This is a genomic window from Algoriphagus locisalis (genome assembly GCF_900116615.1).
GTDB lineage: Bacteria > Bacteroidota > Bacteroidia > Cytophagales > Cyclobacteriaceae > Algoriphagus > Algoriphagus locisalis.
On record NZ_FPBF01000007.1, the window covers coordinates 113562 to 130740 of the forward strand.

Consider the following 17179-nt stretch of genomic DNA (forward strand, 5'->3'; position numbering starts at 1 on the left):
GACTAACCCATTCATCCAATTACCCCATGAAGAAGATTATTATCTACGGAATCGTTTTCCTAGCTTCTGTCAATTTCGCCCTTGCCCAAAACCCAAAAGAGATTCCGTTGGATCAAGCATGGAAAGACAAAATCGAGGAGTTAGCTCCTGAAAAAGCCAATTTCCCATTCAAAAAGAAAAAGAAAATCCTGGTTTTTTCACTCCACACAGGCTTCTGGCACTGGGTAAATCCCCACACTCAGGCAATGATCGAAATCTTAGGGGAGAAAAGTGGTGCTTTTGAAGTGACTGGCAGCACTGACATCGCAATGATGGAAAAGGACAAATTGAAAGAATTTGACGCAGTGGTTTTCAACAATACCAATGCGAAGGGTGACTACAGAAATCTCTTTGTAGATGTCTTCAGTGAAGACGCCTCTATGGATAGTGTAGCCGTTTGGAAAAAAGCCAGCGAACTGGAAAACAACATCATTCAATACGTGAAAAAAGGAGGAGGAATTCTCGTGGTACATGGAGGAAACACCATGCTGAACAACTCCATGGAGTTCTCCAAACTTATAGGCGGTAGCTTCGATTACCACACCAAGCAGCAAGGTTTCCAAGTGAGAATTGAAGATCCTTCTCATCCCTTGACCAAGTCACTTCCCGCAGAAGGATTCAATCATGTGGACGAGCCATACTTCTACAAGAATGCTTACGAAGAATTGGACTTTCATCCCCTGACTTACTTCAACAATGCGGAAATCGAAGGCCAGAGAAAAGGTCAGGAGAAAACCTCAGGTAAAACTTATGTGTCCTGGATCAGAAAAGATGGCAAAGGAAGAGCGATGTATATTTCCACTTCCCACAATGCCCAAAGCTTCGAAAATGCTGCGGTCCTCGCCTACTTCCTGGATGCACTTCAGTATGTAGCTGGAGATGTGAAAGTGGATGAAACGCCTATTGGAAATTGAAAAATTTGAAGTTTGAAATTTAAAATTTGAAAGTCCAGTAATTGAACTGTATGTGAGTTAAATTACTGGGCTTTTTTTCTATTAAATCCGAAATCAAAGTTCCGAAACCCGAAATCCCTAAGCTTTCTTCACAAATTCACTTTTCAGTGCCATCGAGCCAAATCCATCGATCTTACAGTCGATATTGTGATCTCCTTCTACCAGACGAATACTTTTTACTTTGGTGCCAGCCTTAATTGGTTTGGGAGCTCCTTTCACCGGAAGGTCTTTTATAATGGTCACTGAATCCCCATCTGCTAATAAAGCACCATTAGAATCTTTGACTACGAGTCCTTCTTCTACTTCTTCCTCAACATCATTGTATTTCCACTCAAAACTACATTCTGGGCAGATCAACTTTTCATCTAACTCATAGCCATAAGGCGAGTTGCAGGCGGGACAAGGAGGTATATTTTCCATGCCGCGAAGATAAAGGAAATTCTCTTTAGGAGACGGAAAGGGAATTAAGTAAGGGTTGACCAAGCCCAAACCCATTTATTTTTTAACTCAATAAACTGGCGTAAAACTATGAACTACAGCCTCTGCAGCTATGCGTCCAGATGCCATTGCGGCGTTGATCGAACCATTTAGCAGGTAATCCCCTGCAAGAAAAACATGATCAGAAATCTTCGTTTCGGTGAATGGAATGGTTCCCTTCATATCTTCAACGGTGGGAATAGCGTAGTCTATGTAATAGGACTTTACAAACTTGAAATACTCCGCATTGATCCTTGACAGGGTTTCTAATTCAGTTTGAACTGCTTTAATCAACTCCTTCTCTTTAAGATGAGAATTTAAAACAGAAACAGACAACAAGGCTCTTCCATTGGTTGAATATGCTGATGATACATCACTCATAAAGACCAAGTTATTGATCAGGTGATTATCTCCTGGAACCAAACCTAGCATAGCCCTATTCATAAATGACTTTTGAAGGGAAAAATACAGGGTAATCACTGATCTGGATGGGGCAAATTGTCCTTGCAATTGCTTCATAATTTTATCAGGCTGTGTAGCGACTATTATTCGATCAGCATCCAAGGTCTGCCCATCCTCCAGCTGAATCTGCTGGCCCAGTAAACTGGACACTTTCGTATTAAATCTGAATTCTGTACGCTTCAATTGCTTTCTAAGCATATTCGGAACCTCTATCATTCCTTTTGCAGGAATCCCGCCCAGCCCCTGGGAAAACATCTTAAACACAAACTCAAACATTCTAGAAGAGGTTTTTAAATCCTTTTCCAAAAATATCCCGCGAAAAAAAGGCTTGAAGAAGTTTGTAATGATCTGATCTGAAAATCCATAGTCAATCAAATACTTATGGGTAGTCATAGACGGCTCATTGAAAATTTCATCGATCGACTTATTCTTGAGCATTTGGGTAAGGTTGAACATTCTAACTTTGTCCAAGAAAGTACCTACATGAGAAAAGGCCATGCTAACCACTTTGAGTGGATTGCGTAAGGGGTCTGAGATAATAAATGTTTCTTTCTCTCCAAACACTATCGCACCAGGTTCGAAATACTTTAGGTTTAATTCGGATAGATCTAGGTATTTTTTCACTTCAGGATAGGCTGTCAACAGCACCTGAAATCCATGATCTAAAAGGAAACCATCCACTAAATCTGTTTTTATCCTACCTCCTACGCTATCACTCCCTTCCAAAATAACCGGTGAAAAACCTGCCTTCTCAAGTTCAATGGCTGCCACCAAACCTGCAATTCCGGCACCAATTATATAGACATTTTGCTCTTTCATGTACTGATTGTATTTGATAAAAACTTTCAAAAATAATTTTGGTAAGGGTATTCAGTGTTAACTCAGCGAAGATTGCTTTGTTTGAAATATTCTGGAACAATCTGACTGTTCTGGAATTAAAATTTTCAAGCTTCACAAAAATAGAAACAATTTGTTGCGGTTTTATCAAAATAGAATTCAACTTAAAAAAGCAGGTAAAACATGATTAACTGGATCAGGAAAATAAGCTGGTAATCGTAGCTCGACGGATTCCAGGTGGTGACAAGAATGAGCTGATAAGGCAGGTCTTGGAGAGTTTGAACTAATTCAAGCTTCTCTGATAAAATAATCATCGGCAAAATCAAGTGTTCTCGGACTATTACTACTACCATATGTCAATCAACAAAAGATAAAATCATTTTTGACAAAAAATAATAACTATATTGATGAGTTTATAGCACGATAATCTATAACCTAATGCTAGTTATAGTCTTCCTGTTGATATCTCATGAGCAAAATCAAACCCTCCTTAATCAATAAACCCTGGGCCATCACACTCATATACATGATAGTGGGTGCCTGCTGGATATTCTTCAGTGATGTACTGGTTAACAGCATCTTCAGCGATGATGTCCAAGAGATGTCTCGATTTCAACTTATAAAGGGCTGTCTATACGTTTTCCTATCTGGAATGCTGCTTTACTATTTGATCAGGCGACTATACGACCAAATCAACGGAGGCAAACAAGAGTTGGAGTTGCTGTTTACCAACCCGAATCTTGGGATTCTAAAAATTGATAAAGCGGGAAACTTCACTTATGCCAGTCCAAATGTTTTGCAAATCACAGGCTACGCTGCTAAAGAAGTAATTGGGAAAAATATCCTGGACCTTACGCCGGAAAAGTATTTGGAGGATGACCTGGATAAGATGAATGTGATAAGAGAAAAAAAAGCTGAGGGCGGATTTATTGTTAAAAAACATCTAAAAAATAAAGAAGGGAACACGACGATCATTAAAGTCTATGGAATTGCCTTGAAAGACAAAAAAGGCCAATTAACTGGCTACTTGGCGGCTTTCCAGAACATCACCGAACAGGAGAATTTTTTGAAGTCTCTGGAGTCCAAAAACAAACATCTGCAGGAGTTAGCCTCGGATCAATCTCATCTGGTACGGGCTCCATTGGCAAGAATCCTTGGCATCATCGAATTGGTTAAGGCTGTGGATTTGGCATCTTCCGAAAAGACCGAGCTGATCAACCACCTCAAAAGCTCTGGTGAAGAGCTGGATCAAGCATTAAAAGACATTTCCCAGAAAATGACCACAGAACCATAAACCTGGAGCTAATCAGATTGAAACCTAAATCTATGAATTCCCGTTGCTTAGCCTATGTGTAAACTATTGTTGTAATTTTATATCCTCTTATAAATCAATAGAAATGAAAAAGTTTTTATCCTACCTTTTATTCACTTTGGCGACAGCCTTACCTGCGCTCTCTCAATCCATAAGCTCAAATAAATACGACTTCAATTTGTCACTGCCCTCGTTAGAAGAAATCCAAGGATTGAATAGCTGGCAAGATACGCTTCCATCGATAAACTCTTGGGACAATTCGGCACAGCTTAGGCAGTTCGATAGTACAGGTAGTTTTTTAGATAAAACAGCAAGAAACAATAAGCTTCTGTATAGACAGGATGAGAATGAAATAGTCCTAAATACAGAACCGATTTACTCTTTACGAATCATAACACCAGGAGGAAATCACCCTATTCAGATCTACAAGCCAGATTCTACCAAAAATTACACGCTTCTAATAAAAGAATTTTAATAGGTATTACCGCTAGCATGATTTACCAAAACAGGTTTAGTTACTGAACCAAACTGTATGAAGTGACTACTTCCCTTCTACTCTTTCCAACTTCTATTTGATTTTTTTTCAGCCTGATTTTTCTTGGCTTTAAGTCGTTTTTCGATAGCTCCCTTGGAAGGCTTAGTTGCTTTTCTTACCCGTTTCTTGAAAAAAGCTTTGCGAAGCAAATCCTCGAACTTCCTGATAACCAATTCCTTATTTTGAATTTGAGAGCGCTTTTCCTGGGATTGCAATTGGAGAACTCCTTCCTGATCAGTTTTAGAACTCAGCTTTTCTAGCAGCATTGACTTTTCTTCTTCACTAAGCTGGGCGGAATTAGGAATATCAAATTTCAACTGAACTTTGGTTTCCACTTTGTTGACGTTTTGTCCTCCTGCCCCACCGCTTCTGGAAGTAATGAACTGAAGCTCAGTACGGAAGTCCCCTCGCTTTATTCGTTCATCTATATTTTTCTCTCCGTAGTTCATCTCTCTATTGTTCATCAGCAACACTTTCCATACTGATTTTTGACCAATCAGCATGAAAATAAAATTAGGCGTAAACTTTTCGCCAAAAAAGAGAAAGTATATACTAATTTGAAGACTGACTTAACAACGAAACCCAACAAACCATGCAAAATAGAAGAGAATTCCTGATAAAATCGGCATTAGGAGTAAGTGGACTAGCTTTGGCGCCGTCTTGGCTTCAAGGCGCTCCCGCACTGATCAAGTCTTACAACAAACCTAACTCTTTGATCAATGGAGTGCAAATAGGCTGCATCACCTATTCATTCAGATCCATGCCCGATCAGAGTGCCGAAGCCACGCTTAAGTATGTGCTGGACGCTGGGCTTTCTGCCATTGAACTCATGGGGGATCCTGCTGAGTCTTTTGCAGGCAAGCCTGGCAATCCAGTGAATATGCAGGAAATGTACCCGCTAAGAGCTAAACAGAGAAAAGGTGATGAACTTACAACTGAAGAAAAGAGCAAATTGGAAGATTTGAATCAACAGACTGAAGCCTATTCCAAAGAAGTTGCAGCATGGAGAAATAAGGTGGGAACGGCTCCATTTGAGAAGCTGCGGAAAATGTATAAGGATGCAGGAGTAACTATTTATGCCTTTAAGCCAAATGCTTTTGGAAGAAATGCATCGGATGAGGAAATCGCCTATGGAATGACAGCCGCTAAAGCACTGGGAGCTTCACATGTCACCCTTGAGCATCCATCTAATGATGAACATACACTCAGGCTAGGCAAAATGGGAGAAAAGCATAAGATGTCTGTTGGCTATCACGGGCATGAGCAGGAGACTTTTACATTCTGGGACACTGCGCTGACGCAAAGCAAACGAAATGGCTTAAATCTGGACGCTGGTCATTACATCGCAGCGGGAAATACGGACTTAATTCCTTTGATTGAAAAACAACATCGTCACATCCTCAGCATGCATACTAAGGATAGACAAACACCTGCAAATGGGAAAGGCAACTTACCCTGGGGAACTGGCGATACACCCATCCCGGAACTTTTAAATCTGATGGCAAAAAACAAGTATAAATTCCCAGCAACCATAGAGTTAGAGTATCAGGTACCCGAGGGATCTGATGCTGTAAAAGAAGTTCAGAAATGCGTTGAATTTTGCGAAAAGGCACTAGGTTAGATATGAAATTTTGTTTTCAATACTAAGCTTTTCAACCTATTTTTTGAAGCGGCAGCATCCACTGCCGCTTTTTATTTGCGTAAGAAAAAAATAAGTGCCAACAAAATTATTTTTCAGTGATTTCCCCCGCTTTAATCCTTAGAAAAACTGCCCCACTTATTACTTCAAAATAAAATTGAATTAGCATTTTATTAGTGTACTTTCGGCAGCTCATTTTGGAACTCAACGTGCTTGGCTAATCAATAATCTAGTACAACATGGAAGAACAAGAGATTCAAGATCGAAAACAATTCGAAGAGCTAATTCAGGGCCTCATTGATAATAAATATGGATGTAGCAATGACTTTCTACTACCTAGCACCGTAATCGGCCTAAGAGACACCATTCAACATCTCGCAGAATCTGGAAAAATGAAACGTGCAGGAGTCGGAAATGCGACCATCACTAAGCAGGATCATGCTATAAGAGGTGATAAAATAAATTGGATTCAGGAGAGTAGTATCAATCCATTTGAAATCATTTATCTTAAAAAAGTGGGAAAATTCATTGATCATCTGAATAAAACCTGCTTCACCTCCATCAAAAGCTTTGAAAGCCATTATTCGAATTATGAGAAAATGAGTTTCTACAAGCGTCATATTGACCAATTCAAGAGTGAGAAAGGAAGAAAGTTCTCAATTATCGTTTACCTAAATCAGGATTGGCAGGATGAGGATGGGGGGCAGTTATCGTTATACCCTGAGTCAGGCGAAACCCAAAACATCTCTCCTATTGGAGGCCGAATTGTATTTTTCCGAAGTGATGAAATGGAACATGAGGTTCAGCCCTCACATACTAAGGAAAGAAAAAGTATAGCCGCCTGGTTTAAAAACTAGCTGTTTCCTTCAACAACTTCTTCGTAAATCCATCAAATAAACAAAAGACCGCAACTCATGCTGCGGCCTTTTACATTCGGGTTTAAAACTTTTACGAATTATTTAGAAAACATGGTAAACATCCACATTCTCTTCTCCAGATCGCCTACGAATCTCGTCAACAAATCTGCTGTGGCTATATCATCAGCTTCTTCAGCCAACTTTGCAGCTTTTCTATGAGATTGGGCCAGATTTCCCAATCCATCAATTACGTGCTTCACACATCCATCACCATTTGACACATCCGTGATTTCCTTATGGATCGTATTTTTCAGATAATCTGAATAAGCATGAAGGGGCTTAAAACCAATGGTCACGATTCGCTCTGCCAGCTCATCTATATTTTCATACAACTGAGTGTATAGCTCTTCAAATTTTTCATGCAAGTCAAAAAAGTTCTCACCTTTTACATTCCAATGAAAACCTCTGACATTTTGGTAAAAGACATGATAATCAGAAAGTAGATCATTCATCTTATCTGACACATTTTTCATGGCTTTGTTATCCAATTTCAAATGATTTCCGAGTGTTGCTTTATCTTGAGTATTCATTGTGTGGTTTAGTTTAAGTTTAAAATTATACTTCTATTAAACCAAGACGCATGCCATGATCAGCGCTTCAAAAGGAACAAAGGTCTTAGACTGAAGGAGACCAATAGTATTTTGATAATTTTCATTTCAAGCGAAGATTATATACATAATGCTGCTGGTCTGCTCTGTGAAGATGTGAAAACGCCCCGTAAAAAATTCCCCAATCTGTTGAATAATGGCTCATGAAAAATAGGTAAAGGCTGCGATTTACGATGACAAAAAATTCTATGTTAGCCTGAGATTTTAGGTTAAAGCATAGATAGTTAAGGGCATTAAAAAGCCCGAACCTGAGGCTCGGGCTTGGTGGGTGAATGTATACAACTTTCCGCTACAAATCGTATTGCTTCATTTTATTGAAGAGTGTCTTCCGGTCGATACCCAATTGCTTTGCTGCTTGAGTTCTGTTGTACTTGACTTCTTCCAAAACCTTTTTCAGTACTTCAGCCTCAGCCTCAGCGGCTGCATCCTTAAGGTTTAATGACATCTTATGCGTTTTGGTATCACTGCTATCAGAATCGGAGTCAGAAAAGTTAAATTTCTTAGAATAAACTAATTCAGGCGGAAGAGCCGAAACTGACATTTTACCGCCGTCGCTCAACAAAGTTGCTCTTCGAATCACATTCAGCATCTCTCTCAAGTTGCCCGGCCAAGGATATTCTTTAAACACATCCATCACTTGCTCGTCAAAACCAAACACCTTTTTATTCAGTTCGGCATTAGAAAGCTCCAAGAAGTGATAGGCAAATGCCTCGATATCAGCAGTTCTATGCCTCAAAGGAGGAACAGTTATGCTGAATTCGTTGAATCTAAAATAGAGATCCTCTCTGAATTTACCTTCGGATACTGCCTTGCGCAGATCCTCATTGGACGCTACTAAGATTCGTACATCAATGGATTTATCTTTGGTTCCTCCTATTCTTCTCAGCTTTCGCTCCTGCACTAAGCGCAGCAAACCAACCTGGGTTTCATAAGATAAATTGGCGATCTCATCCAAAAAGATTGTCCCTCCGTCAGCTAATTCAAACTGCCCAGGTTTATCTGAAAGAGCGCCTGTAAAAGCTCCTTTTTCATGCCCCCAGAGCTCACTGCCCGCAAGTTCTTTGGTCAGTGCACCACAGTCAACTGCAATGAAGGGCTTCCCTGCACGCTCACTCTGATCATGGATCGTACGCGCTATATTTTCCTTACCTGCTCCACTTTCACCGTAAATCACCACGCTGAGGCTGGTCGGAGCGACTAAAGCAACTTCTTTATAAAGTTTCTTTGACTCGGCACCAGAGCCTTTGAGGAATTTATTATCAGGTTTTGTAGTCTTTTGGTTTGAATCTTTCTTTAGGTTGTTTGCCTTTGAGAAAGTTTCGGTATTTGATTTACTTGCTTTTGAAGCTGCCAGAGCTCGTTCTATCAAGTTGATGATTTCATCTGGTATCAACGGTTTGGTTACATAGTCAAAAGCACCGTTTTTGATTACTTCTACAGCAATTTTCACATCTGCATAGCCCGTGATTATTGCCACTTGAGTACCGGGAGAAATTTCTCTTACTTTCATCAAGACATCTCTGCCTTCCATATCTCTCAGCTTGAAATCACAAAAAATAAGGTCAAAAAAGGTCTTTTTGACCATATCAAGACCGTTTTTTCCTGAAATAGTAGTTTCTACATCGTAGCCCTTCTTTGTCAGAAACCTTTCTAAAAGCTGACAAATATCTATGTTATCGTCTATTACTAGTATTTTAGCCATGGTTTAATTGGTGTTGGGGGTGTTCACTAACTGGCTCTGGACTACCTGATCCAATCGAGCAATGTTAAAGGGTTTACTGAGGAAGTCTAAGGCGCCATTTTCTATAGCTTCCATTTTCACCTCATTATGATCAAAGGCGCTCATCATGATCACTTTGGATTGGAAATCACTAGAATTAATGTATTTCAATTCATTTAATCCATTACCATCAGGAAGGTTGACATCCAAGAAGACTAATTGAGGTTTAGATTGGTCAAACAATCGTCGGCCTTCGACAAGTGTGCCCGCAGCAAGAACAGAAAAACCTTTCCTACCCAAAAATCTGGACAAAAGTGATCTTATCTCAGGCTCATCATCTATAACTAGTATTAGTTTTTTATTCATCACATCTTCTTCTAATCGCCTCAACCCTGGTTAAATTCATTGTTTTTAAATATTAACTGTAAAATTGGGAATACTGAAAGAAAAGGTGTGGCAAAGAGCCACACCCTTTCAAATTCTAAACCTATTTCACTTCACTTTTTCTACCTTATCTTTTGCTGATTGGAGCGCCGACTTAGTTGCTTCCAATCCTTCTGATTTTGCTTCTAGGAATTTTGTCTTAATATCCCCTAGGATACCTTGGAAATCACCTAATAGGCTGTTCAATTTCTCTTTTTGTGGGCCAAAATCATCTTTGTTTTTGTATAGATAAGCCCCTACTAAAGCTCCGGTTACCAATCCGCTTAGCCAAAGAGTTTTATTTACTGCTGATTTAGTCATGATGTTTATAATTTTAATGGTTATAAGAATTTTTAATTCTAGATAATGAATTTTGGAACTGTGAGCAATTAGATTTTGCAATCAACCTGAAATTCATCTTCTATTCTTTTCTAACTACAAAAGCCCATTAGGGTTTATATTAATTAGCTTTTAGAAAGCTTTGATTTCTACCCTATACCGAGCGACCTGAAATCAAACGGAAGATTACGGCAATTATAGCTAGAACAAGAAGAATGTGGATTAATCCTCCTACGCTGTAAGCAAATACTCCGACTAGCCAGCCGATAAGGAGAATGACTGCGATGAAATACAATAAAGAACTCATAGTTTTGTTGTTTAGGTTGGTTAATTAGTTTATACCTACTAACTCAACTGGTATGCCCTTTTAGCCTAAATAAATAAAATCGCCCCCTATTGGCCCAAATAACCCTTTGAAAATAGATATTTAAGAAATCTTTTAAAAAAACCTTGCTTTACTGAGTAACAAATTCCCCAAATCAGGGAAAACACTATGGAAAATGATAAAAACCCCTCCATCCGCCAAGTAAAAATATATTCAATAGTCACCTTGATACTGATTGTAGTTGGCAGTGGCATTTCCTATTGGACAGCTGGCAGGATAGAATATTATACTAATGCAGTCATGCATACTTCCGACGTGCTACAGCGTACGGACGAATTGTATTCAAGTATTCTGGAAAGAGAAAGTAATATCCGAGGGTATGTCATCACCGGTAAGGAAGAATTTTTAACCAACTACTCCCAATCCAATATAGATGCGGATGTGTTATTGTCTCAGCTACAGGGTCTAACTGAGGACAATGCCGTACAGCAAAATAATTTTGAAGAACTCAGAGGCTTGATTAATGCCAGAGTTAGAACTTTTGATGCAACCATTGCCTATATGAAGGAGCATGGAGATTTAGAAGGCTTTCTTGATCCGTCTAAAGCCAACAATGCGCTCAGCGGCTATACAATGATCAAAAATGTGGTTTTACGGATTAATGATGTTGAAAACAATCTTTTCCAGGATCGCACTAAAAGCTTGACAAATAACATCAACGCGCTTCCGTTTATAGTAGGTCTTATTTCTGTTTTTTCAATCACCATTGGTTTGGTCACCTTCTTTTCCATCTATCAATACAACAAAGCTCAAATAGCAGCGGATACAGAAAGGTCCAAATTCCAGGAAAAGCTAAAAGATCAGATAGAGCTCTTGGATAATTCGAACAAAGAACTGGAGCAATTCGCCTATGTTGCTTCTCATGATCTGCAGGAACCTCTTCGCAAAATCACCGCATTTTCGGACTTACTCAAAGAACAATATGCTGGTAAATTGGAAGGAGACGGAGATCTATATCTCAATCGTATCACAGCAGCTGCACTTCGGATGAGGCGATTAATCACTGACCTTTTAGAATATAGCAGAGCAGGTAAAATCGAGCATGACAAAATAAAAGCAGTAAAACTCTCCAAAATCGTCGCAGAAATGCTTGAAGATGTGGAAGTAGCAATTCAAGATAAAGACGCAAAAATAACAGTAGGGAAACTACCAAAAGTATATGGGGCAGAAACAGAATATCGTCAGGTGTTTCAAAACTTGATTTCAAATTCCCTAAAATTCTCAAAACCAGATACAAAACCAGAAATCAATATCACTTCTGAGGAAGCTAGTTCAGCTCTGATTAATAAATTTTCAACACTCGATACTGACCAAAAATATCACTTGATCAAAGTAAGTGACAATGGGATAGGATTTAAAAAAGAATATGCAGAACGAATTTTTTCTATCTTCCAGAGGTTACACGGAAAGAAAGAATACGATGGAACAGGCATAGGTCTTTCGATCACACGCAAAATCATCGAGAAAAACGGAGGGGTAATTTATGCTGACAGCAGCCCCTCAAGTGGCGCCACCTTTAACATCATACTACCATTCACAAGTCGTAATCTCCGAGATAATTAGGAGTGCATTATATATATCAAAATCATACTTATCTTTTCATCAGAATCTAACCCTCATTCGTCAAAGACTTTATGCTCATGTCCTTCGAGAAACCCATCCAAATCCTAGTCGCAGAAGACGATGAAGATGATAAATTATTGATTTTAAAAGCCTTTGAGAGAACACTACCAAAGGAAAAAGTCACCTGTGTAGAAGATGGCGACGCGCTTTTGAATTACCTGCGCCGGGTAGCTCCTTACAACGATCTGTTGAAATACCCCCGGCCTGATATTATTCTCCTGGATCTCAATATGCCAAAAAAAGGAGGCAAAGAGGCACTGGCTGAAATCAAAAGCAGTGAAGACCTAAAGTCTATCCCAGTCATTATTTTCACTACCTCAAGCAATATTGATGATATACAAACCACCTACAAAATGGGGTCAAGTAGCTATATCACCAAGCCTGGGTCATTCGAGGAATTAATCAAAGTCACTGAAGAAATTGAAAATTATTGGTCTAAAACGGTCCTGTTGCCCGACTAATTGAGAACTATGTTTAGCGGAAAAAAAATAAAAATACTCTACGTGGATGATGATCCGGATGATTTCATTCTGGCCTCTAGTCTGCTCAAAAAAATCACTGATACTACCTACGAGCTGGAAGGTGCTACAAGTTTGGAGGAGGCTATTCCAAAGTTGGGCAAGAACTTCGACTTATTTTTAGTCGATTACCGCTTAGGCAAGGACACAGGATTGGAGCTAATCCGCGAAATAAAAGTTGTCAGAAAACACGCACCAGTAATAATGCTCACTGGTATGAGCACTGGCAACATCGACAAAGAAGCGCTTAATCTGGGAGTTTCGGATTATCTGGTCAAAGGTGAATTTGACGCTCAGACACTGGACAGAACGCTCAGATACGCCATTCGGGATGCGCAGTTGATGGAGTCACTGGCGAGCGCAGCCGTGAAATTCCGATCTATTTTCGAACTGGCCACGGATCCGTTTCTGCTCATGGATGACCAAGGCGAAATCTTGGAGGTAAATCCGGCGTTTCAGAAAAAATTTGGTGCAAAAGCTTACGATCCAAACTCCGATAAAAGCTTTTATTTCAAAAATTTGCTTCCAGAAGAATCCTCCCGACAAGAGCTTGATGACTTCTTTTTCAACAATCAGGAGATGTATGACATGGAATCCCTGTTGACCATTGACCACGGGCATTCCATCAACAGTCTGATCAGTATTGTGAAGCAGGATGTAAGTATCTATCAAGTGTTGATCAAAGATCTCAGCGCTATCAAAGCCAAAGAGGAAGAAGATCTCAATTTAAAGAAATTCTCCTCTACCGGCCGAATAGCCAGGCTTTTGGCACATGAGGTAAAAAACCCGCTTACCACCATTCTACTTTCTGCTGACCAGCTTCATATGGAGCTTCCTGAGTCAGTCCTGGTAGAAAGCGGTGATCTGATAGACGTAATCCGCAGGAATTGCGACCGGATCAACCACCTGGTTACTCAGTTGTTGGACAGTACACGATTTACAGAGTTAGATTCAAAGAGTCACTCCATAAATACCTTATTGGACGAAGCCCTGGAGCATGTCAATGACCGAATTGAGTTTAAAGGAGTGACTATCCAAAAAAACTATCAAACAGATATTTGCGACATCAATGTAGATGGAGAAAAGATAAAAATCGCATTGATAAATCTCATTGTAAATGCAATAGAAGCTATCCCAGAGAAAGGCGGAAAACTTCTATTGAAAACTTCCATTAAGGAAAATCAATGTAGAATTGAAATCAGGGATAATGGTGAAGGTATTCCAAAAGAAAACCTAGAGCGCTTGTTTGAGCCCTTTTTTACCAGTAAATCTACCGGATCAGGGCTTGGGCTTACCAACACGCAGAATATAATACTAAGTCACGGAGGAGCTATTCGGGTAAAAAGCGAAGTCGGAAAAGGAACCTCATTCTTGATCACCTTCAACCTCCCGGGTTAAGACTTAACAGTCAGAAATTTCTAATCCTCTCAAACCTGAAAGTTGAGAGGATTTTTTATAATAATCTTTGGACAGAAATCAGCATATCTCCTCAAACCAAGTTGGATCTTAATGATAGCATTTCAAGGCAAATTAGCAGCATTCGAGTTTAACCATTGGCAACACCACATTCCAATTCCTGATGACATCTCCTCCCAAATGATGGATAAAAAGCATCGGCGGGTTTTGATTTGGATAAATGAAGAAGGACCATACCATATGGCATTGATGAAGGCAAAGGACTATTGGTATGTACTGATCAATAAGGAACTCCGAAGCCGTTTCAAATTGGATGAAATGCAGGGTTTCTCTGTTAAAATTGATCGGGATCACAGCGAATATGGCCACGAAATGCCCGAGGAACTCCAAGTGCTGATGGATCAGGATGAGGAAGGAGCTGATTATTTCAAAAAGCTAACCCCAGGAAAGCAGCGTATGATGGTCTATACCGTCACCAAAGTCAAAAACCCCGAAAGCAGAATGAGGAAAGCTTTGGCAATTATTCATCATCTTAAGCTGACAAAAGGTAAGCTAGACTACAAGCAACTCAACGAATTGATTAAATATTACAATAAGTTATAGGAAACATTCGATGCCTTAGTTGACATTTTGTATTTTAGACTTTACTCAATTTTTCCCCTTATAATGAAGAAACTGCCAGAAATAAACTGTGATTTAGGTGAAGGCATGCCAAACGAGGAACAGATCTTTCAATTCATAGATACAGCCAGTATCGCATGTGGAGGTCACTTTGGGGATGAGAACTCGATCATTGAAAGCCTAGAGTTGGCTGTGAAATACAAGAAAAAAGTAGGTGCTCATCCCTCCTATCCGGATCAAAAAAATTTTGGAAGGAAGACTATGAAGATCTCAGACAAGGAATTGAAAAAGTCAATATTGATTCAAATACTAAAATTTGAACAATTGGCAGAGAAATCCGGAGTCCAGATGGATCATATCAAATTCCATGGTGCCTTATATAATGAAGCTGCTAAAGACGCTGAATTGGCAGACAGTCTCACGGATTTCATCGCTAATCATTTCCAAAATACACCGATATTTGCTCCGCCTCACTCCCAGTTGGAAAAGTATCTAAACCTAAAAAATTTGCATCAGCGAGTAGAGGTTTTTGGAGATAGAAGGTATTTAGATAATTACCAGCTCGTTCCGAGATCTGTATTTGGCTCACATTTGATATCCGAAAGTGAGATTTTACCTCCGCTTAAATTGCTTATAGAAAATGGCTATTTGCTCTCTGACTCGGGCAAAAAGCTACCTTTCGAAGCTGACACAATTTGCTTCCATGGAGACAATCCGGGCATACAGGACTTTTTGCCAAGCATCAGAAAAAAATTCTGGACATGAAACCCCAGTTCCGGCAAATCTCCCCATTGATTTGTGAATTTGAATGGGAAGACGAAGTCTCTGACAAGCTACTCCAACAGCAAATTAGCTTGAGAGAGGAAATCAAAAAAGAATTTGATTCAGAGATATCTGAAGTTAAGATGGGCTTTAAAACCCTTTCTCTTAGGCTTTCCAACTCGTTGAACTTTCCAGTAATAAAAGAATGGCTAGCATCTGTAAAGCCAGAAGACGCTCAAATCCCTCTTCCGGAGAAAATCTGGCAAATCCCTGTTTGCTATTCCAAAGACACCGGACGTGACTTGCAATCTCTCGCTGAAGCAAAAAATATAGCCATTGAAGAGTTGATAGCTTTGCATTCCCAACCACTTTACCGACTTCATTTTTATGGGTTTCTACCGGGATTCATGTACTTAAATGGCCTTCCAAAATCCCTTTTCACCCCAAGAAAAAGTGTTCCTGATCGAGAAGTCCCCGCTGGCTCAGTAGCTATCGGCGGCTCACAAACTGGCATTTACCCATCCTCAAGTCCAGGTGGATGGCATTTGATCGGGCAAACTCCTATTGAGCTTTTCAATCCAAAGTCAATAATTCCAGTGTTTGCGGAAGTTGGTGAGCGGATAGAATTTACTCCTATCAGTAGTCAGGACTTTGAGCGCTTGAAAAGGCATCCACAACAACCCAACTTCAGATGATCCGGGATATTGGCTATTTGAAAATCCTCAAAACGGGGCCAGGAACTTCCGTTCAAGATAGCGGGAGAACAGGGGTTGCTTTTTATGGGGTTCCAATTTCCGGAGCGTTGGATCAGCGATCCTGCGGCTGGGCAAATCACCTCCTGCAAAACCAAAAAGGTGATGCTGCGCTAGAGATATGTCAGCCCGGTCTGAAAATCCAATTTGACTCTCCTACCCTTATTTGTCTTGCCGGAGCAAAAGCGGAAGTCAAATTCAATGGAAATTCAATTTCAAGCTACGGACTTATTGAAATACAAGCATACGATCAATTGGAAATCGGTGCATTTCACGAAGGATCAGTGCTTTATCTAGCGATTAAAAATGGATTTCAATCTGAGCAAGTATTGGGTTCCAGAAGTTGGATGGAAGGAATCACTGCAAATATTTACTCAAAAAAAGGAGATCAAATTCCTTTTTTCTCCAACTCTGAAACCCCAAAATATACCGCAGCAAAACCCAGATGGGATTTTAGCTGGACTCAGGATATGAGCCTTGAAGTATATCCCGGTCCAGAGTGGGACTTGCTAGACCTGAAAACTCAGAAAAAAATTCAATTAAACAGTTTCAGCGTTTCCAGTCATAAAAACAGAATGGCAATTCAACTCACCGAATTGCTGCCACATTCCCTCCCAGAAATGCTCACTGCCCCCGTGTATCCAGGCACCGTGCAATTGACTTCAGGAGGAAAAATGATCGTTCTGATGAAAGATGCTCAGGTCACTGGAGGATACCCAAGGGTTTTGCAACTGTCAGAGCAAGCTATTGATCAGATTTCTCAAAAATGCCCTTCAGATTTAATTAGGTTTGAACTCAAAAAGCCCTGAAAAATCAGAGCTTTTTGAATTAATTAGTTTTC

General features: G+C 39.9%; 20 protein-coding genes. 12 read left to right on the plus strand and 8 right to left on the minus strand.

Annotated features, from left to right (window positions below; translation table 11 throughout):
* The first annotated feature begins 26 nt into the window (after positions 1-26).
* The gene (locus BM386_RS18345; RefSeq protein WP_091696925.1) at positions 27-953 is read left to right on the plus strand and encodes a ThuA domain-containing protein; all 927 of its coding nucleotides are present in this window, start codon (positions 27-29) and stop codon (positions 951-953) included.
* A 117-nt stretch (positions 954-1070) separates the two neighbouring features.
* On the opposite strand, the gene BM386_RS18350 is transcribed toward BM386_RS18345, so the two are convergent.
* Together BM386_RS18350 and BM386_RS18355 are read right to left on the minus strand one after the other, a co-directional pair.
* Positions 1071-1412, minus strand: a complete 342-nt coding sequence (locus BM386_RS18350; RefSeq protein ID WP_091697207.1) for a zinc ribbon domain-containing protein YjdM — start codon at positions 1410-1412, stop codon at positions 1071-1073.
* An 87-nt stretch (positions 1413-1499) separates the two neighbouring features.
* Positions 1500-2750: a protoporphyrinogen/coproporphyrinogen oxidase gene (locus BM386_RS18355; protein WP_091696927.1), complete on the minus strand. Its 1251-nt coding sequence runs from the start codon at positions 2748-2750 to the stop codon at positions 1500-1502.
* Between the two features lie 487 nt (positions 2751-3237).
* Between BM386_RS18355 and BM386_RS18365 the strand changes: the two genes are divergently transcribed.
* Together BM386_RS18365 and BM386_RS18370 are read left to right on the plus strand one after the other, a co-directional pair.
* Positions 3238-4062 (plus strand): PAS domain-containing protein, encoded by an 825-nt coding sequence (locus BM386_RS18365; protein WP_091696930.1) that lies wholly within the window; start codon positions 3238-3240, stop codon positions 4060-4062.
* 103 nt (positions 4063-4165) lie between these two features.
* Positions 4166-4555, plus strand: coding sequence for a hypothetical protein (locus BM386_RS18370; RefSeq protein ID WP_091696932.1), 390 nt, complete (start codon positions 4166-4168; stop codon positions 4553-4555).
* Between the two features lie 77 nt (positions 4556-4632).
* Here BM386_RS18370 and arfB read toward each other — a convergent pair whose 3' ends face one another.
* Positions 4633-5118, minus strand: a complete 486-nt coding sequence (arfB, locus tag BM386_RS18375) for an alternative ribosome rescue aminoacyl-tRNA hydrolase ArfB (protein WP_425285314.1) — start codon at positions 5116-5118, stop codon at positions 4633-4635.
* Positions 5119-5207: 89 nt separating this feature from the next.
* Between arfB and BM386_RS18380 the strand changes: the two genes are divergently transcribed.
* Positions 5208-6236: a sugar phosphate isomerase/epimerase family protein gene (locus BM386_RS18380; RefSeq protein ID WP_091696933.1), complete on the plus strand. Its 1029-nt coding sequence runs from the start codon at positions 5208-5210 to the stop codon at positions 6234-6236.
* A 257-nt stretch (positions 6237-6493) separates the two neighbouring features.
* Positions 6494-7111, plus strand: a complete 618-nt coding sequence (locus BM386_RS18385) for a 2OG-Fe(II) oxygenase (RefSeq protein ID WP_091696935.1) — start codon at positions 6494-6496, stop codon at positions 7109-7111.
* Positions 7112-7209: 98 nt separating this feature from the next.
* On the opposite strand, the gene BM386_RS18390 is transcribed toward BM386_RS18385, so the two are convergent.
* The 5 genes from BM386_RS18390 to BM386_RS23510 all read right to left on the minus strand — a co-directional run bounded on the left by BM386_RS18390 (position 7210) and on the right by BM386_RS23510 (position 10568).
* Positions 7210-7701 carry a Dps family protein gene (locus BM386_RS18390; RefSeq protein WP_091696937.1) on the minus strand — a complete coding sequence of 164 codons (492 nt, stop codon included), beginning with the start codon at positions 7699-7701 and terminating at the stop codon, positions 7210-7212.
* A 367-nt stretch (positions 7702-8068) separates the two neighbouring features.
* Positions 8069-9481: a sigma-54-dependent transcriptional regulator gene (locus BM386_RS18395; RefSeq protein ID WP_091696939.1), complete on the minus strand. Its 1413-nt coding sequence runs from the start codon at positions 9479-9481 to the stop codon at positions 8069-8071.
* 3 nt (positions 9482-9484) lie between these two features.
* Positions 9485-9889 (minus strand): response regulator, encoded by a 405-nt coding sequence (locus tag BM386_RS18400; protein WP_139235947.1) that lies wholly within the window; start codon positions 9887-9889, stop codon positions 9485-9487.
* A 102-nt stretch (positions 9890-9991) separates the two neighbouring features.
* A complete protein-coding gene (locus BM386_RS18405; RefSeq protein ID WP_091696942.1) occupies positions 9992-10243 on the minus strand; it encodes a hypothetical protein in 252 nt (83 codons plus the stop codon).
* 172 nt (positions 10244-10415) lie between these two features.
* Entirely contained in the window at positions 10416-10568 is a 153-nt protein-coding gene (locus tag BM386_RS23510) for a lmo0937 family membrane protein (RefSeq protein ID WP_139235948.1), read from the minus strand.
* A 186-nt stretch (positions 10569-10754) separates the two neighbouring features.
* Here BM386_RS23510 and BM386_RS18410 point away from each other — a divergent pair, with 186 nt between their 5' ends.
* The 7 genes from BM386_RS18410 to BM386_RS18440 all read left to right on the plus strand — a co-directional run bounded on the left by BM386_RS18410 (position 10755) and on the right by BM386_RS18440 (position 17147).
* The gene (locus BM386_RS18410) at positions 10755-12209 is read left to right on the plus strand and encodes a sensor histidine kinase (RefSeq protein WP_091696944.1); all 1455 of its coding nucleotides are present in this window, start codon (positions 10755-10757) and stop codon (positions 12207-12209) included.
* Positions 12210-12286: 77 nt separating this feature from the next.
* Positions 12287-12730, plus strand: a complete 444-nt coding sequence (locus tag BM386_RS18415) for a response regulator (protein WP_091697210.1) — start codon at positions 12287-12289, stop codon at positions 12728-12730.
* A gap of 9 nt (positions 12731-12739) precedes the next feature.
* Positions 12740-14185, plus strand: coding sequence for a hybrid sensor histidine kinase/response regulator (locus tag BM386_RS18420; protein WP_091696945.1), 1446 nt, complete (start codon positions 12740-12742; stop codon positions 14183-14185).
* A 111-nt stretch (positions 14186-14296) separates the two neighbouring features.
* On the plus strand, positions 14297-14806 hold the full coding sequence (locus tag BM386_RS18425) for a YdeI/OmpD-associated family protein (RefSeq protein WP_091696947.1): 510 nt from the start codon (positions 14297-14299) through the stop codon (positions 14804-14806).
* A gap of 63 nt (positions 14807-14869) precedes the next feature.
* Complete coding sequence (locus BM386_RS18430; RefSeq protein ID WP_091696949.1) at positions 14870-15589, plus strand: LamB/YcsF family protein; 720 nt, start codon at positions 14870-14872, stop codon at positions 15587-15589.
* Entirely contained in the window at positions 15586-16281 is a 696-nt protein-coding gene (gene pxpB / locus BM386_RS18435; RefSeq protein WP_091696950.1) for a 5-oxoprolinase subunit PxpB, read from the plus strand. The genes BM386_RS18430 and pxpB overlap by 4 nt, the downstream gene beginning before the upstream one ends.
* Positions 16278-17147 (plus strand): 5-oxoprolinase subunit C family protein, encoded by an 870-nt coding sequence (locus tag BM386_RS18440; RefSeq protein WP_091696952.1) that lies wholly within the window; start codon positions 16278-16280, stop codon positions 17145-17147. The genes pxpB and BM386_RS18440 overlap by 4 nt, the downstream gene beginning before the upstream one ends.
* Positions 17148-17179: the final 32 nt, after the last annotated feature.

Coding starts and splice junctions, on each gene's coding strand:
- BM386_RS18345 (WP_091696925.1), top strand. CDS start 27: ATGAAGAAGATTATTATCTACGGAATCGTTTTCCTAGCTTCTGTCAAT.
- BM386_RS18350 (WP_091697207.1), bottom strand. CDS start 1,412: ATGGAAAATATACCTCCTTGTCCCGCCTGCAACTCGCCTTATGGCTAT.
- BM386_RS18355 (WP_091696927.1), bottom strand. CDS start 2,750: ATGAAAGAGCAAAATGTCTATATAATTGGTGCCGGAATTGCAGGTTTG.
- BM386_RS18365 (WP_091696930.1), top strand. CDS start 3,238: ATGAGCAAAATCAAACCCTCCTTAATCAATAAACCCTGGGCCATCACA.
- BM386_RS18370 (WP_091696932.1), top strand. CDS start 4,166: ATGAAAAAGTTTTTATCCTACCTTTTATTCACTTTGGCGACAGCCTTA.
- arfB (WP_425285314.1), bottom strand. CDS start 5,118: ATGCTGATTGGTCAAAAATCAGTATGGAAAGTGTTGCTGATGAACAAT.
- BM386_RS18380 (WP_091696933.1), top strand. CDS start 5,208: ATGCAAAATAGAAGAGAATTCCTGATAAAATCGGCATTAGGAGTAAGT.
- BM386_RS18385 (WP_091696935.1), top strand. CDS start 6,494: ATGGAAGAACAAGAGATTCAAGATCGAAAACAATTCGAAGAGCTAATT.
- BM386_RS18390 (WP_091696937.1), bottom strand. CDS start 7,701: ATGAATACTCAAGATAAAGCAACACTCGGAAATCATTTGAAATTGGAT.
- BM386_RS18395 (WP_091696939.1), bottom strand. CDS start 9,481: ATGGCTAAAATACTAGTAATAGACGATAACATAGATATTTGTCAGCTT.
- BM386_RS18405 (WP_091696942.1), bottom strand. CDS start 10,243: ATGACTAAATCAGCAGTAAATAAAACTCTTTGGCTAAGCGGATTGGTA.
- BM386_RS23510 (WP_139235948.1), bottom strand. CDS start 10,568: ATGAGTTCTTTATTGTATTTCATCGCAGTCATTCTCCTTATCGGCTGG.
- BM386_RS18410 (WP_091696944.1), top strand. CDS start 10,755: ATGGAAAATGATAAAAACCCCTCCATCCGCCAAGTAAAAATATATTCA.
- BM386_RS18415 (WP_091697210.1), top strand. CDS start 12,287: ATGTCCTTCGAGAAACCCATCCAAATCCTAGTCGCAGAAGACGATGAA.
- BM386_RS18420 (WP_091696945.1), top strand. CDS start 12,740: ATGTTTAGCGGAAAAAAAATAAAAATACTCTACGTGGATGATGATCCG.
- BM386_RS18425 (WP_091696947.1), top strand. CDS start 14,297: ATGATAGCATTTCAAGGCAAATTAGCAGCATTCGAGTTTAACCATTGG.
- BM386_RS18430 (WP_091696949.1), top strand. CDS start 14,870: ATGAAGAAACTGCCAGAAATAAACTGTGATTTAGGTGAAGGCATGCCA.
- pxpB (WP_091696950.1), top strand. CDS start 15,586: ATGAAACCCCAGTTCCGGCAAATCTCCCCATTGATTTGTGAATTTGAA.
- BM386_RS18440 (WP_091696952.1), top strand. CDS start 16,278: ATGATCCGGGATATTGGCTATTTGAAAATCCTCAAAACGGGGCCAGGA.